This is a genomic window from Ruegeria sp. CF1, from assembly GCF_056537445.1.
Genome location: NZ_JBQFRN010000002.1, coordinates 296,014 through 309,141, shown reverse-complemented (window position 1 = coordinate 309,141; position 13,128 = coordinate 296,014). Strand labels below are relative to the sequence as shown.

The following is a 13,128-nucleotide window of genomic DNA, read 5'->3' as shown; positions in this document are numbered from 1 at the left end:
AGCGCCTTTCGCCATTGGAACGTTCGTGTACCTGGTCGATCCAATCAAAGAATTTCATAATTTTGATTGCCGAAACCGGTTTCGGAGAAAACAAATAGAAGAATGATGACGAATCCAAGTCTCCAGCAACCGCAGTCTCGCCCCCGGAGTCATTCTGGCCCCGGCAGGGTAAAACTGGATCAATTGGCCGATCATCTTGGGCTTTCTAAGAGCACGGTGTCCCGCGCCCTGAATGGATATTCCGACATCTCGGAATCCACGAGAAAGCGCGTTGAAACCACGGCGCGAAAGATGGGCTATCGCCCACTCAGCCATGCGCAGGCGATACGAACCGGGCGGGTGCGCGCTATTGCCATGGTCATCAACAGCGAAGAACCAGACCGGCATAACCCATTTCTTCAGGATTTTCTGGCCGGAGCATGCGAAGCGGCGAGCGCATCCGACTGGACGATGACGATTTCTACGGCGAAGTCCGAAAAAGATATGCTTGATGTATTGGGGCGGCTTGTCGAAGAGCGCAAAGCCGATGGATTCATTCTGCCCCGGACCGAGGTCGACGATGCGAGGGTGAAATACCTGCAAGAGTTGAAGGTTCCCTTCATCATGTATGGCCGCACGGGGTATGGGCAAGCGGACTGGCAGGATGAGACATCCTGGTTCGACATTTCGGGTGAATCTGCAACCCGTGATGCGGTCGGTCGGCTCGTTGATTTTGGCCATACGCGCATCGGCTATGTCGGTAGCGATCCGAAATTCAACTACAGCCATCTGCGCCGTGACGGTTATCTCGAAGGTCTCAAGATCGCGGGCTTGCTTGCCGATCACGAGTTGATCCGGGAAGGTGCTCGTACGCGTGAGGAGGGTGCGGTTGAGGCACGCGCGCTTTTGACGCTGAATCACCCACCTACTGCAATAGTGTTTGCAACGGATCTGGCTGCGCTGGGGTGTTACTCGGTCTGTGCAGAACTGGGCCTCGAGGTCGGGCAAGATGTATCAATTCTGGGATATGACGGCATCCCTGAATGCCAATATGTCAGCCCTGGTCTAACCACGTTCAGCGTCGATTCTAAGCGGGCCGGAGAACGCCTTGCGACGATGCTGATCAGCCAGACTCGCGGTGAAGCACCGACAGATCTGCGTGAGATTAGTGAGGCCGTTCTGATCGAACGCAATTCCGACGGGCCACCAAGCGTTACAGCCGAGGAACTGGCCCGAAAAATTCAACTTTCAAAAGATCATAACCGGGGAGGAAACCGACTATGAAACTTGCACCTGTAGCATCGCGAATGATGCTTGGAACATCGCTTGCGCTAGTATTGGCGGCGATGTCCGCTCAGGCGGATACGATCCGCTTCTGGACCACCGAAGAACAGCCCGAGCGGCTGGCCAAGCAACAGGAAATGGCTGACCAGTTCAAGGCTGAAACCGGCACCACGGTCGAGGTTATCCCGGTCACCGAAAGTGATCTGGGTACACGCGCCACAGCAGCATTTGCCGCCGGAGACCTGCCAGATGTGGTCTATCATCCGCTGCAATATGCCCTGCCATGGGCTGAAGCGGGCATTTTGGACACCGAAGCCGCCACCGAAGTGATCGAAGAACTGGGCGCCGACACCTTCGCCCCCGGCGCGCTTGGTATGGCGGCGTTCAACGACGAAACCGCGTCGGTACCGGTCGATGGATGGACTCAAATGGTTGTCTACCGCAAAGACCTGTTTGATGAAGCTGGCCTTGAGGCCCCGAACTCATTCGCCAACGTCGTCGCTGCGCTGGAGCAGTTGCACAACCCGCCCGAGATGTACGGTTTCGTTGCTGCAACCAAAGTTGATGAAAACTTCATGAGTCAGGTTTTGGAGCATGTGTTCCTCGCCAATGGCGTGACCCCTGTTGGCGCGGACGGCTTCCAACCGCTGGATGAAGCCAAGACCATTGAGGTATTGGATTTCTACAAGGCGATCTCGAAAGCCTCGCCCCCGGGTGAGCTATTCTGGAAACAATCGCGCGAGCTGTATTTTGATGGCAAAGCAGCGATGATCATCTGGTCGCCCTTCATCCTTGACGAACTGGCCGGTCTGCGCGACAGCGCCCCGCCGACGATCAACGATGATCCGACCTCGCGCGATCTGGCCTCGAAGACCGGTATCGTCACTAACTTCTCGGGCCCATCGAACCCGGATGGCGCGGCTTGGGGTGACGTTCGTTACTTTGGCATCACCAACGACGCTGACACCGACGCGGCAATGGAGTTCGTGAAATTCGCCATGGACGACGGCTATACTCAAACACTGGCCATCGCACCCGAGGGCAAGTTCCCGGTCCGTCGCGGTAATGCTGACAACCCGACCGCGTTCTCGGAAGCATGGGCAGAGCTGCCTGTTGGCGTGGACCGCAAAGCCCCGTTGGGCGAGCTGTATGATCAGGCGATGATCGATGAGATCGTCGGCGGTCTGGACGTGGCGCAGCGCTGGGGCGTTGCTGAAGGCCAGCTGGCTTTGGCGTCCAAAATGATCAACAGCCAGGCAATTAACCGGGTCGTGCGCCAATATATCGACGATGAAATCGATGCCGCCGCTGCAGTGGCCGCAATGAACGACGAGCTCGCGAAGGTTCAGTAACCTAGTGACACATGCAGCGGCGATTACGCCGCTGCACCCAACCCTTCGAGGTATCCCATGTCTTCGGCCACCCCACCGACCGGAACCGGGGCGCTAGCCAAACGCGAGGCGCGTCTGGCCTGGACGCTGCTGGCTCCGACAGTGATCAGTGTATCGCTTGTGGTGATCCTGCCCTTGCTGGCGATCTTTTGGATCAGTTTCAAGCCCTTCACCCTGTCTGACCTTCGTCCGCCTGCACCTGTGGTGCGTGAAAGCTTGCGCGGATCTGGCGAGGATCTGCGGATTGAATACCGCGTCCGCAACTCAAGTCAGGACATCGCCGTTGTCGGCGTCACCCTGACAGATGTTCTACCGGACGGCGTTACGGCGCGCGAAGTTGCAAGTCCCTGTGTTCTGGACGGGCAAAACCTGTTCTGCGATTTCGGCACACTGGAAGGCGGTCAACGCGAACGCATCCGTATTCCGGTCACCTTGGACGGAGATCCGGACGCTTTCGAAGAGCTGCTCGAAGGATCAGAGCCCGGCGTGACCGGGAGCGGACCCAGCGTCCTGACCAACCTTGAATTCAGTCTGGAAAACTACGCCCGTGTCTTTGATGGAGACGAGTTCTGGGGCGTGCTGTGGGTCACGTTGTTCTACACCGTGGTCGGCACCATTGGAGCTTTGGTGATGGGCCTGTTTGCAGCCTTGTTGCTGAACAAAAGCTTCAAAGGGCAAGGGTTCATACGCGGCCTCTATCTGTTCCCCTATGTGGCGCCAGTCATCGCTGTGGCCTTCACATGGGTCACCTTGTTCGACCCGTTCTCAGGTTCTGCCAACGCATTGTTGGTGCAGATGGGACTAAGCAGTGAACCGATCAACTTCTTCGGGGAACGCCCTTTGGCGCTGATCATGGTCACAGTGTTCGAGATCTGGCGCTATTTCCCGCTGTCCTTCCTGTTCATTCTGGCGAGGATGCAATCCATCGACTCTAGCATGTATGAAGCAGCGGATATGGATGGAGCCTCACCATTCCAGAAGTTCTGGCTGCTGAGCATCCCGCAACTGCTGGGCATCCTGTCGGTACTGTTCCTGCTGCGTTTCATTTGGACGTTCAACAAGTTCGACGACATCTTCCTGCTGACCGGCGGCAATGCCGGCACCCGTACTCTGACCGTAAATGTCTATGAACAGGCCTTTGCGGTTTCGAACATCGGCGCAGGCGCAGCGGTGGCCGTTGTGATCCTGATGTGCCTGATTGCCTTCAGCTTCGTCTTCTTCCGCTTCATCAGCCGTGAGGAGGGTTTGTGATGCGCAAAGGGTATATAACCGCCCCGATTCTAGGCGCGCTCTGGCTGGTGGTGATCGCCACTACTGTCGCCATCACCATGTCATTCTCGACCGGGGCTGCGTTCCGGCCACAGGTCTTGCTCTGCTTGATATGGGGGGCTATTGCCGGTCTGGTGTATGTCCGCTTCCCGGCGCAACGCGCACCGGCCCGACTGGGTGTATCCGCCTTGTTAGGCCTGTCTTGCCTGACCGGAGTCGGGCCTGTCCTGATCGGCTCTGACACATCCCTGCAGGCAATACTGGTCACCGTCGTGGCGATGGCGGTCGTGATGCACCAATCCGTTGCCGCAATCCTGAAAGAGACACCGTTCGGCGGGCTCACCCGCCACGAGTACGAAGATGCCGTGATCCGGTTCTGCACGGGCTTTGGCTATATCTTCTTCACGGCGATCGTGATCATTCCGTTCTATGTGATGGTGATGACCAGCCTGAAGTCGCAACAGGCCCTGTTGCAGAACCCGCTGGATTTCTCGGTAGATCTATCACAAGGCACCGCTCTGTTTCGCAGCTATACCGAGCTGTTTCGCGATTTCAACTTCGGCACCTATCTTTGGACCTCGCTCTACGTCTCGGTCCTGACGGTCTTTATCACCCTGCTGTTCAGCGTCCCCGGAGCCTATGCGGTAGCTCGGTTCCGTTTCTCGGGGCAAAAGGCGTTCTCACGCTCGATCCTGCTGATCTACATGGTGCCGATGATCGTCCTGGCATTGCCGATCTATATCGCGTTCTCGCTGACTGGCTTGCGCAACTCGATCCTTGGCATCGTCATGATCTACCCGGTCACGACGATCCCAGTCGCGCTGTACATGCTGCAAGGATATTTCCGTGGTTTGCCGACGGAAGTGGAAGAGGCCGGTCTCATGGATGGGCTTTCGCGGCTGGCAGTGATTTGGAAGATTACGCTGCCGCTTAGCCTGCCTGCGCTGGCGTCGGTCTCGCTCTACGTCTTCATGATCGCTTGGAACGAGTTCCTGCTGGCCTTCATGCTGCTGGACGACCCTTCGAAATTTACCCTGACCCGAGGCGTCACGATGCTGAACTCCTCGGAAATTCCCCGACAGCATCTGATGGCCGGTGCGGTGATCGCCACCGTTCCGATCATGGCGCTGTTCCTGGGACTTGAACGTTTCATGACTAAGGGCCTGACTGCGGGGTCCGTCAAAGGATGACTGAGATGAACCAACATACAAACCCCGACCGCGAGGCGCGCAACATTCTGGTTGCCAATGATCGCGGCGGCTACACCATCCCGACCGAAGGGCTTTACCCCTATCAATGGAATTGGGACAGCGCGATTGCGGCGCTTGGTTTTGCCGAGTTCGACATTGATCGAGCCTGGGTGGAACTAGAAACACTGTTCTCGGGCCAATGGGATGATGGAATGGTGCCGCATATCCTGTTTCACAAACAGGATGACGGATATTACCCCGGCCCGGATGTCTGGGGTGGCCACGGGCCGATCCCGTCCTCTGGCATCATTCAGCCCCCGGTGGCTGCAACTGTGGCGCGGAAGATCTGGGAAAAAGATGGCAATGCAGGCGCGGACCGCGTTCGCGCGCTCTTCCCATCTCTGCTGGCGTGGCATCGCTGGATCATGAGATGGCGACTCGACGAACACGGCGCGGTCTGCACCACGCATCCGTGGGAAGCTGGTCGCGACAATGCACCGGACTGGGACAAAGCAATGGAGGGCGTAGATCCTACAGGTGTCGGAGACTACCAGCGCCGTGATACAAGCCACGTCAACAGTGCAGACCGACCGACCAAATACGACTATGACCGCTATATCAAATTGGTTCAGATCGGCTGCCAGGCCGACTGGGATCAACAGAAGTTGCTGAGCCTGAATCCCTTCCGAGTCGCAGATCCGACGATGACATTTATCACTCTGCGCGCCGCACGCGATCTGCAGGAGATCAGCGAAAGGCTTGGAATTGCTGCGGATGGACTAAGTAGCGACATTCAAAGGCTCGAAGCGGGCGCGCGATCTTTGTGGAACGAAACGCTGAGCTCGTTCGACTCGCGTGATGCGCTGACTGGTGATTGGGCCGGAAGCATCTCTAACGCGTCGTATCTTTGCTGGTTTGGGGGACTTGATTCACAGCACATGCTGGAGCGCCTGCAGGCGACGCTTGCAAAAGTACCCTTTCCAGTTCCCAGCTATGACCCCGCGATGCCCAACTTCGACCAACGCAGGTACTGGAGGGGTCCCACTTGGGGGTTCATGAATATGCTGATCGGGTTTGGATTAGCGGATATGGGGCACCTCGAAGAAGCCGAGGCACTGCGCCAGAAAACGTCGCAGCTGATCGCAACAAACGGCTTCGCTGAATACTACGATCCTCTGACCGGCAGCCCTGCCGGAGGGAATTCATTCACCTGGACAGCCGCGGTTTGGCTGCATTGGGCAGGGAGGAACTAATGGGCAGCATCGAACTAAAATCCGTCGAAAAGTGGTTTGGCTCGGCCCAGGTCATCAAAGGCGTTGACCTAATGATTGATGAAGGTGAATTCATCGTCTTCGTCGGTCCGTCGGGCTGTGGAAAATCCACCCTGCTTCGCATGATCGGTGGGCTTGAAGATATCTCGCGCGGATCGCTACTAATCAACGGCAATGATGTCACGGATCACCCACCCTCCAAGCGGGGTCTGACGATGGTGTTCCAGTCCTATGCGCTTTATCCCCACCTGACGGTCGCCGAAAATATGGGGTTCTCACTTAAGGTCGCGGGTGTTCCGAAGGCCGAGATAGCAGAGCAGGTCAATAAAGCCGCCGAGGTTCTCAAGCTGGGACCTTTTCTGGAACGTCGCCCCAAGGACCTGTCCGGTGGACAGCGGCAGCGCGTTGCCATTGGTCGTTCTATCGTGCGCGACCCGACGGCGTTTCTGTTCGATGAACCGCTTTCGAATCTTGACGCAGCGCTTCGTGTCGAAATGCGTTACGAAATCGCGAAACTTCATCAGAACCTAAAGCGCACTATGATCTACGTGACGCACGATCAGGTTGAAGCGATGACATTGGCCGACCGCATCGTCGTGCTTGAGTACGGCAAGATCGCGCAAGTCGGCACACCCCGCGAGCTTTACGAACGCCCTGCCAACCTGTTTGTCGCACAGTTCATTGGCAGCCCCAAAATGAACATATTGCCGTGCACGACTCAGAACGATGGCTACACTTTGGAACAGGGCAGAGGCGGCGACTTCGCGCGCTCGGGTGTAGCAAGCAAACTCGGCATTCGCCCCGAACACATCGATGTTGTATCATCGGGCGATGGGCAATGTGATGGCATCATCGAGGTGATTGAGTATCTGGGGGCAGATACCTTCCTGATCGTGGATTGCGGCGCCGAAGAGAAGGTTACCGTGCGCCTGAATGGGGACACCGCTCTAAAGCCTGGGGCAAAGATCGGCCTGCATTTTCCCACCGACAAACTTCATTTCTTTGACGAGAATGGGCAGGCATTGGTAGAACAATGAACGTTGCTTCCTATCAGTTGAGGTTAAACAGTTCTGCTGATCGGGGCTGAGTTTCACCACTGACTATTCTTTGGCGGTGAGGCGAAATAGAGAACACGCATAGCGCTTGCTTGGATGCCAACGGATGGCGGGGGCCTCTGAACTCGCGTGATCATCGTCCGGTGTGTCACATGGATTGAATGACCGCTGCTGGGTTTGGGCCCTTGCTCAGCGCCTCGTAAGACTTGCAGAAACACTGAAACTAGAAAGCCCCCGCCAATGGCGGGGGCTTTTACTTAGATTGTGTAAGCTAAATTAACGGCAGTTCAGCGGCACTGCAAAACCCGAACTGCGCTCGGACGAACCCTTGCGGTATACATCACCTGCGGGCAAGCATCCGGTAAAGCGTTCCGTTTGAGCGCCAAAGGCCGAGCCCACCGATGTATCAACTTTGGTGGAGTTGTTTTCCGTACGCAGGACACCGAACAACTGACCGTTTACACTGACATTGCTCAGGTACAGATTGGTATCACTGCCAGTGAGCTGAACTGAATTCGCATCTGAGCGACCGCCATTATCGATTGCGACACCCGCGATCTTTTCAAGCTCGGCTGTGTCCGATGTAACCTGGACCGTTGGCAGCTTGGCCAGTTCCGCCGGGATGTTGGTTTCTGGCGGCAAAAAGGCTACGGCGCCTTTTACATCCGACACTGTGCGCGGTTCACCATCAATCCCGGTGAAACCAACACCTTCGCGGTTAAAGGGGTCTTCGCAGGCTGACAATGTCAGAACAGCAAGAGCGGGCAACAAGATTTTTTTCATGGCGGTCAACATTTTGGAAAGGGTTGCTGAAGCGTAGCGGCAGGGGATTAGAAAAAGCAAGCCGCTGAGATTCAGAACACCCAAACCTCTGATGCGCCCCTGCAACGCCCCTGCTTGGTTTAGGCCGACCAAGAGATACCCCAAAACAATACAAAAAGGGACCCTGCATGGCAGAGTCCTTCTTCAAAAAGTATGTCAGAGGGCAGATTACTTGATCTTGCCTTCTTTGTACTCGACATGCTTCCGAGCGACCGGATCGTATTTACGAATGGTCATTTTCTCGGTCATGGTGCGCGCGTTCTTCTTGGTCACGTAGAAGTGGCCCGTGCCCGCGGTCGAGTTCAGACGGATCTTGATTGTCGTCGGCTTCGCCATGGTTATCTCCTGCGTCCGAAAAGGCAGGGGCCTTTCGGTTGAATCCTTATGAGCGTGCGCTTTTAACCGCTCATGCGCCCAAGTCAACCGGATTCGCCGCGTTGGGGGAACAATTCCTGACACGGCTTCAAGAGCAGTCGATTTGGAACGCTCACGATTCTGTGATAGTGTCGCCGGAACCTTCGAAGCCCGTTTTGCGGACTTAGGTAATACCGGGCTGGATGTAAATTCCGGCAGACAACACCGCTCACAACTATAGCAACGCCCGGCTGTCTATTTGGCCGGGTCTTTTCCGGTTTGCGCGCAATCCTGCACGCGACACGGCCAAGGAGTCGGCCGCTTTTAGCGCTCCGAATAAACTGCAACCAAGGGAGAGAAATATGCCTGTTTTCATTACCTATGCGTCTTATTCGCAAGATGGGGTCAAAGGAATGTTGGCAAAACCGGAAGATCGCACCGGTCCCGTCAAGGTCTTGCTTGAGAAAGCAGGCGGCAGACTGATCTCATTTTATATAACCACTGGAGGCAATGATGTCGTCGTTATCAGCGAACTGCCTGAAGGCAGTGATGCTGTGGCAATTGGCATGGCCGTCGCGGGCACGGGTGCGGTTTCGAGGATCGAGACCGTTCGCGCATGGTCGGCGCAGGAATTTGTTGCCGTCGCCGAAAAAGCTGCAGCACTTGGCGGCACCTACACACCTCCGGGCGGGTAACAGGAGATGCGCGGAGGGCCTGTAAGCCGGATCCTGTTCCAGGGTTGCCCCCTTCGATGACCATTCCTCTAGGCCGTGCATTGCTGCGCGGCTCGAGCTGCCAACCCGGTCCCTCTCGGCCAAGGCGTGCCTAGCGGCGGTATCGGTTTGCACCGACCGGCCCGCGCGGGGACCCTATTCGGCATTGCTCCCGGTGGGGCTTGCCGTGCCGCCACTGTTGCCAGCGGCGCGGTGGGCTCTTACCCCACCGTTTCACCCTTGCCACACGTGTGTGGCGGTCTGATTTCTGTGGCGCTTTCCGTCGGGTTTCCCCGCCCGGGCGTTACCCGGCACCGTTGCCTTGTGGAGTCCGGACTTTCCTCTCGGGCCTAACGACCCCAGCGGCCATCCGGCCCTCCGCGCGTGGGTTGGGTAGGCTCTGTGCGTGATGGCGTCAAGAGGGGTTGGGGTGGTGAAGGGGCCAGCCCCTTCTTGGCCTACGGCCAATTCATCCCCGAGATATTTTTGGCCAGATGAAGGGCGGATCAGGTCGATTTTGGGAGCGGACAGAGGGCTATGAGATCATCGGGGTGCAAGGGGCCTGAGGCCCACGGGCGATAGCGCAGGCGTGTGGAATTTAGGAGCGTCTTCTCCTCGCTTGTCGCTGTGTAGCCCCGGTTCTGCGCCAGCTCGCGGAAGTTGACGTTCGGTTCGAGGGCAGTACCACGCCGAGCGGCAAGGCGCTGGTGTTCCAGCCTTTGCCAGTCGAACCGAGGGCCGGGGTCGGACTTGCGGCCCGGTGCCATGTCGGAATGCCCGATCACACCCTCTGGCGCGATGGTCCAACGCTGCATGAGTTCGGGCAAAAGCTGTTCCAATACACGCATTTGGGGTTCGGCAAACGGGTGATCTCCGCCATTGTCCAGCTCGATCCCGATCGAGCGGGAGTTTATGTCGGCTTGCCCTTGCCACTCCCCTGCCCCGGCGTGCCAAGCGCGATCTTCCTCTCGGACAAGCTGCCAGAGCGCACCGTCGCGACCGATCAGGTAGTGGGCGGAGACCTCGGGACCCGGATCGCAGAGACGTTCAAGCGCGGCAGCAGCGCTCTCCATTGCAGTGTAGTGCAGCACGATCAGCTTGGGTGACAGCCCATCCCGGCGGGGGCCGAAATTGGGCGATGGGTGCCAGATGGGGGAGAGCTTAGTTGTTGACGGCACTGCGGAACGGGCTGGGGTCCCAGCCGCAGGCGTAACCGTCGCCGTCCGGATCCAGCCCTTTGCGGTCACGCTGGGGGCCTCCATTCGACAGAAACTCAATCTGCGCCTGATCAGGAGATGCGAACTGAGCGCAGTTGCGCTGTGCCTTGGCCTGCAGGTTAAATCCGGCTCGGCTGTACAACTGGGTACCGATGGGGTTCGAAGTGCTCAGGGCGTATTGCACGATATTGAGTTGCCCGTCAGAGCCGCGCTCGGGCACGGCAGTAGGGGCGACGACCTCGTAAGACTGCCGATTCTGTTCGATACGAGCAGCGTCGGCATCGATACTGCGACGGTTTGAGACAGCCTCAAAATCCTGCTCATCAGAGATACTTGGGTTGTTTGTTGCAGTCAGAGGCGCGACGCGCGTCTCTTGACCCGACGTATTCGCCAAGGCAATGGCCGTCTGGTTGGCGATGTCAGAGGCGTCGCCTGTTGGTACGGCACCAACAGCCCCCTGCGCCGAGAGCGGCTGTTCGGAAACCGCCTCGGGTGGTGCAAGCGGATTACCGGCAAGACCCTGCCCGGCCAGTTCGGCCTCGCGCTGCGCCTGATATTCCGGCGTATTGAAACCGGTACCCGAAACAGGGGTAACGGTATCACATGCCGCGATCAGCCCAAGGGCCGGGATCAGAAGCAATTTGCGCATTTGGCTGCTCCGGTTCTTTATTGCCGTGTCAGGATTGAGGATTACCACCATTTTCCGGGCTTGGCCACAAACCCAGCCGCACTCTCTAGCGCGTAGGCGGTGTTGAGCAGATCGCCTTCCTCCCACGGACGGCCGATCAGCTGCAGACCCAACGGAAGGCCCTGTTTGTCCAGACCAGCAGGCACCGAAATACCGGGCAGGCCAGCGAGGTTCACTGTCACGGTGAACACATCGTTCAGGTACATCTGAACAGGATCAGCCTCGGTCATCTCGCCCAGACCGAACGAGGCCGACGGCGTTGCCGGGGTCAGGATCGCATCAACGCCTGCAGCAAAGACATCTTCGAAGTCCTTCTTGATCAGGGTACGGACCTTGCGGGCGCGGTTGTAGTAGGCGTCATAGAAGCCTGCAGACAGAACGTAGGTGCCGATCATCACCCGGCGCTGGACCTCATGGCCGAAGCCTTCGGCGCGGGTTTTTTCGTACATCTCGGTGATGCCATCGCCCTGAGCCAACTGCGCTCGGCGGCCATACCGGACACCGTCATAGCGGGCGAGGTTCGACGACGCCTCGGCAGGAGCAATCACGTAATAGGCAGGCAGCGCGTATTTAGTATGCGGCAGCGAGATATCGACGATTTCGGCGCCCGCGTCTTTCAGCATAGCGGTGCCATCGGCCCAAAGCTTTTCAATCTCGGCAGGCATGCCGTCCATGCGGTATTCCTTCGGGATACCGATTTTCTTGCCTTTGATATCGCCGGTCAGCATCGCCTCGAAATTTGGCACGGCCAGCTCGGCGCTGGTGGAATCCTTGGGGTCATGACCGCACATGGTTTCCAGCATGATCGCTGCGTCACGGACGTTCTTGGTCATCGGACCGGCCTGATCCAGAGAAGAGGCGAAGGCCACAATGCCCCAGCGCGAGCAACGACCATAGGTTGGCTTGATGCCGGTGATACCGACAAAAGCAGCAGGCTGGCGGATCGAACCGCCGGTATCGGTACCGGTCGCGGCCAGACACAGGTCAGCCGAGACAGCCGAGGCTGAGCCACCGGACGAGCCGCCGGGTGTCAGCTGTGCATCGTCATTGCCGCGCCGCCACGGGCTGACCGCATTGCCGTAAACGGATGTTTCATTAGACGAGCCCATCGCGAACTCGTCCATGTTCAGCTTGCCCAGCATCACAGCACCAGCATCCGCCAATTGTTGCGACACGGTGGATTCGTATTCGGGCTTGAACCCCTCGAGAATTTTCGAGGCCGCTTGCGAGGGCACGCCCTTAGTGCAAAACAGGTCCTTGATACCGATCGGCAGGCCGCACATCGAAGGCGCGTCGCCGCCTTTGATCCGCTCATCCGCCGCCTTGGCGCGCTCCAACGCGATCTCGGGCGTCTTGTGGACAAACGCGTTCAGCGCGTCGGCTTCGTCAATGGCCTTGAGGCAAGCCTCGGTCAGTTCAACGGATGTGACATCTTTGGCACGCAGCGCGTCGCGGGCCTCGGCCAGGCCCAATTTGTTCAGTTCGCTCATGACTTACTCCACAACTTTTGGAACAGCGAAGAACCCTTCGCGCGCATCGGGGGCGTTGGATAGGACTTTGTCCTGCTGGTTTCCATCGGTGACCACGTCCTGACGACGCTTCAGGCGCATCGGCTCAACCGAGACCATCGGCTCGACGCCTTCGACATCCACTTCGTTTAGTTGCTCGATAAACCCGAGGATATTGTTGAACTCGGACGCCAGCGCAGGCAGCGCATCATCCTCGACCTTGATCCGGGCCAGTTTGGCCACCTTGGCGGCGGTGCTTTGGTCAATCGACATCGGAAACCCTCATCTACGTTAGGGGGCGTTTACCTGCCTGCCGCAACACTCGCAAGAGCGACAGGCGGCAGACGGGGATTCAAACCCAATATCGCCAGCTGCCATGCATATTTG

Annotated in this window: 13 protein-coding genes and 1 other RNA gene; 7 read left to right on the top strand and 7 right to left on the bottom strand. The window is 57.8% G+C overall.

Going from position 1 to position 13,128, the window contains the following annotated elements; genetic code table 11:
- The first annotated feature begins 183 nt into the window (after window positions 1-183).
- The 6 genes from ACRZ96_RS06640 to ACRZ96_RS06615 are packed head-to-tail and all read left to right on the top strand — an operon-like array spanning window position 184 to window position 7,421.
- Complete coding sequence (locus tag ACRZ96_RS06640; protein WP_480814341.1) at window positions 184-1,263, top strand: LacI family DNA-binding transcriptional regulator; 1,080 nt, start codon at window positions 184-186, stop codon at window positions 1,261-1,263.
- On the top strand, window positions 1,260-2,615 hold the full coding sequence (locus ACRZ96_RS06635; RefSeq protein ID WP_170625244.1) for an extracellular solute-binding protein: 1,356 nt from the start codon (window positions 1,260-1,262) through the stop codon (window positions 2,613-2,615). The genes ACRZ96_RS06640 and ACRZ96_RS06635 overlap by 4 nt, the downstream gene beginning before the upstream one ends.
- A gap of 57 nt (window positions 2,616-2,672) precedes the next feature.
- Window positions 2,673-3,905: a carbohydrate ABC transporter permease gene (locus ACRZ96_RS06630; protein ID WP_170512378.1), complete on the top strand. Its 1,233-nt coding sequence runs from the start codon at window positions 2,673-2,675 to the stop codon at window positions 3,903-3,905.
- Entirely contained in the window at window positions 3,905-5,113 is a 1,209-nt protein-coding gene (locus ACRZ96_RS06625; RefSeq protein ID WP_480814340.1) for a carbohydrate ABC transporter permease, read from the top strand. Before ACRZ96_RS06630 ends, ACRZ96_RS06625 begins: the two co-directional genes overlap by 1 nt.
- 5 nt (window positions 5,114-5,118) lie before the next feature.
- Entirely contained in the window at window positions 5,119-6,366 is a 1,248-nt protein-coding gene (locus ACRZ96_RS06620) for an MGH1-like glycoside hydrolase domain-containing protein (RefSeq protein ID WP_480706788.1), read from the top strand.
- Window positions 6,366-7,421: an ABC transporter ATP-binding protein gene (locus ACRZ96_RS06615; protein ID WP_480814339.1), complete on the top strand. Its 1,056-nt coding sequence runs from the start codon at window positions 6,366-6,368 to the stop codon at window positions 7,419-7,421. Before ACRZ96_RS06620 ends, ACRZ96_RS06615 begins: the two co-directional genes overlap by 1 nt.
- A 294-nt stretch (window positions 7,422-7,715) precedes the next feature.
- On the opposite strand, the gene ACRZ96_RS06610 is transcribed toward ACRZ96_RS06615, so the two are convergent.
- Window positions 7,716-8,222 (bottom strand): membrane lipoprotein lipid attachment site-containing protein, encoded by a 507-nt coding sequence (locus ACRZ96_RS06610; protein WP_480814338.1) that lies wholly within the window; start codon window positions 8,220-8,222, stop codon window positions 7,716-7,718.
- Window positions 8,223-8,429: 207 nt separating this feature from the next.
- Window positions 8,430-8,597: a 50S ribosomal protein L33 gene (gene rpmG, locus ACRZ96_RS06605; protein ID WP_010441901.1), complete on the bottom strand. Its 168-nt coding sequence runs from the start codon at window positions 8,595-8,597 to the stop codon at window positions 8,430-8,432.
- 380 nt (window positions 8,598-8,977) lie between these two features.
- On the opposite strand from rpmG, the gene ACRZ96_RS06600 reads away from it, so the two are divergent.
- Complete coding sequence (locus tag ACRZ96_RS06600) at window positions 8,978-9,310, top strand: GYD domain-containing protein (protein WP_170732963.1); 333 nt, start codon at window positions 8,978-8,980, stop codon at window positions 9,308-9,310.
- Window positions 9,311-9,316: 6 nt separating this feature from the next.
- Here the strand turns inward: ACRZ96_RS06600 and rnpB are convergent.
- The 5 genes from rnpB to gatC form a co-directional block, all read right to left on the bottom strand.
- Window positions 9,317-9,710, bottom strand: an RNA gene (rnpB, locus tag ACRZ96_RS06595) — RNase P RNA component class A.
- 124 nt (window positions 9,711-9,834) lie between these two features.
- Window positions 9,835-10,506, bottom strand: a complete 672-nt coding sequence (locus ACRZ96_RS06590) for an N-acetylmuramoyl-L-alanine amidase (RefSeq protein ID WP_480706792.1) — start codon at window positions 10,504-10,506, stop codon at window positions 9,835-9,837.
- Complete coding sequence (locus tag ACRZ96_RS06585) at window positions 10,490-11,194, bottom strand: hypothetical protein (protein WP_480706794.1); 705 nt, start codon at window positions 11,192-11,194, stop codon at window positions 10,490-10,492. The genes ACRZ96_RS06590 and ACRZ96_RS06585 overlap by 17 nt, the downstream gene beginning before the upstream one ends.
- Before the next feature lie 41 nt (window positions 11,195-11,235).
- Window positions 11,236-12,723 (bottom strand): Asp-tRNA(Asn)/Glu-tRNA(Gln) amidotransferase subunit GatA, encoded by a 1,488-nt coding sequence (gene gatA, locus ACRZ96_RS06580; protein ID WP_170563967.1) that lies wholly within the window; start codon window positions 12,721-12,723, stop codon window positions 11,236-11,238.
- A gap of 3 nt (window positions 12,724-12,726) precedes the next feature.
- Window positions 12,727-13,014, bottom strand: a complete 288-nt coding sequence (gene gatC, locus ACRZ96_RS06575) for an Asp-tRNA(Asn)/Glu-tRNA(Gln) amidotransferase subunit GatC (RefSeq protein WP_170392224.1) — start codon at window positions 13,012-13,014, stop codon at window positions 12,727-12,729.
- Between the last annotated feature and the right edge of the window lie 114 nt (window positions 13,015-13,128).

Bases quoted from the DNA above. Each gene is read 5' to 3' on its own strand.
- ACRZ96_RS06620 (WP_480706788.1), top strand. From the start codon at position 5,119: ATGAACCAACATACAAACCCCGACCGCGAGGCGCGCAACATTCTGGTT.
- gatC (WP_170392224.1), bottom strand. From the start codon at position 13,014: ATGTCGATTGACCAAAGCACCGCCGCCAAGGTGGCCAAACTGGCCCGG.
- ACRZ96_RS06625 (WP_480814340.1), top strand. From the start codon at position 3,905: ATGCGCAAAGGGTATATAACCGCCCCGATTCTAGGCGCGCTCTGGCTG.
- rpmG (WP_010441901.1), bottom strand. From the start codon at position 8,597: ATGGCGAAGCCGACGACAATCAAGATCCGTCTGAACTCGACCGCGGGC.
- ACRZ96_RS06615 (WP_480814339.1), top strand. From the start codon at position 6,366: ATGGGCAGCATCGAACTAAAATCCGTCGAAAAGTGGTTTGGCTCGGCC.
- ACRZ96_RS06630 (WP_170512378.1), top strand. From the start codon at position 2,673: ATGTCTTCGGCCACCCCACCGACCGGAACCGGGGCGCTAGCCAAACGC.
- ACRZ96_RS06635 (WP_170625244.1), top strand. From the start codon at position 1,260: ATGAAACTTGCACCTGTAGCATCGCGAATGATGCTTGGAACATCGCTT.
- gatA (WP_170563967.1), bottom strand. From the start codon at position 12,723: ATGAGCGAACTGAACAAATTGGGCCTGGCCGAGGCCCGCGACGCGCTG.
- ACRZ96_RS06585 (WP_480706794.1), bottom strand. From the start codon at position 11,194: ATGCGCAAATTGCTTCTGATCCCGGCCCTTGGGCTGATCGCGGCATGT.
- ACRZ96_RS06610 (WP_480814338.1), bottom strand. From the start codon at position 8,222: ATGAAAAAAATCTTGTTGCCCGCTCTTGCTGTTCTGACATTGTCAGCC.
- ACRZ96_RS06600 (WP_170732963.1), top strand. From the start codon at position 8,978: ATGCCTGTTTTCATTACCTATGCGTCTTATTCGCAAGATGGGGTCAAA.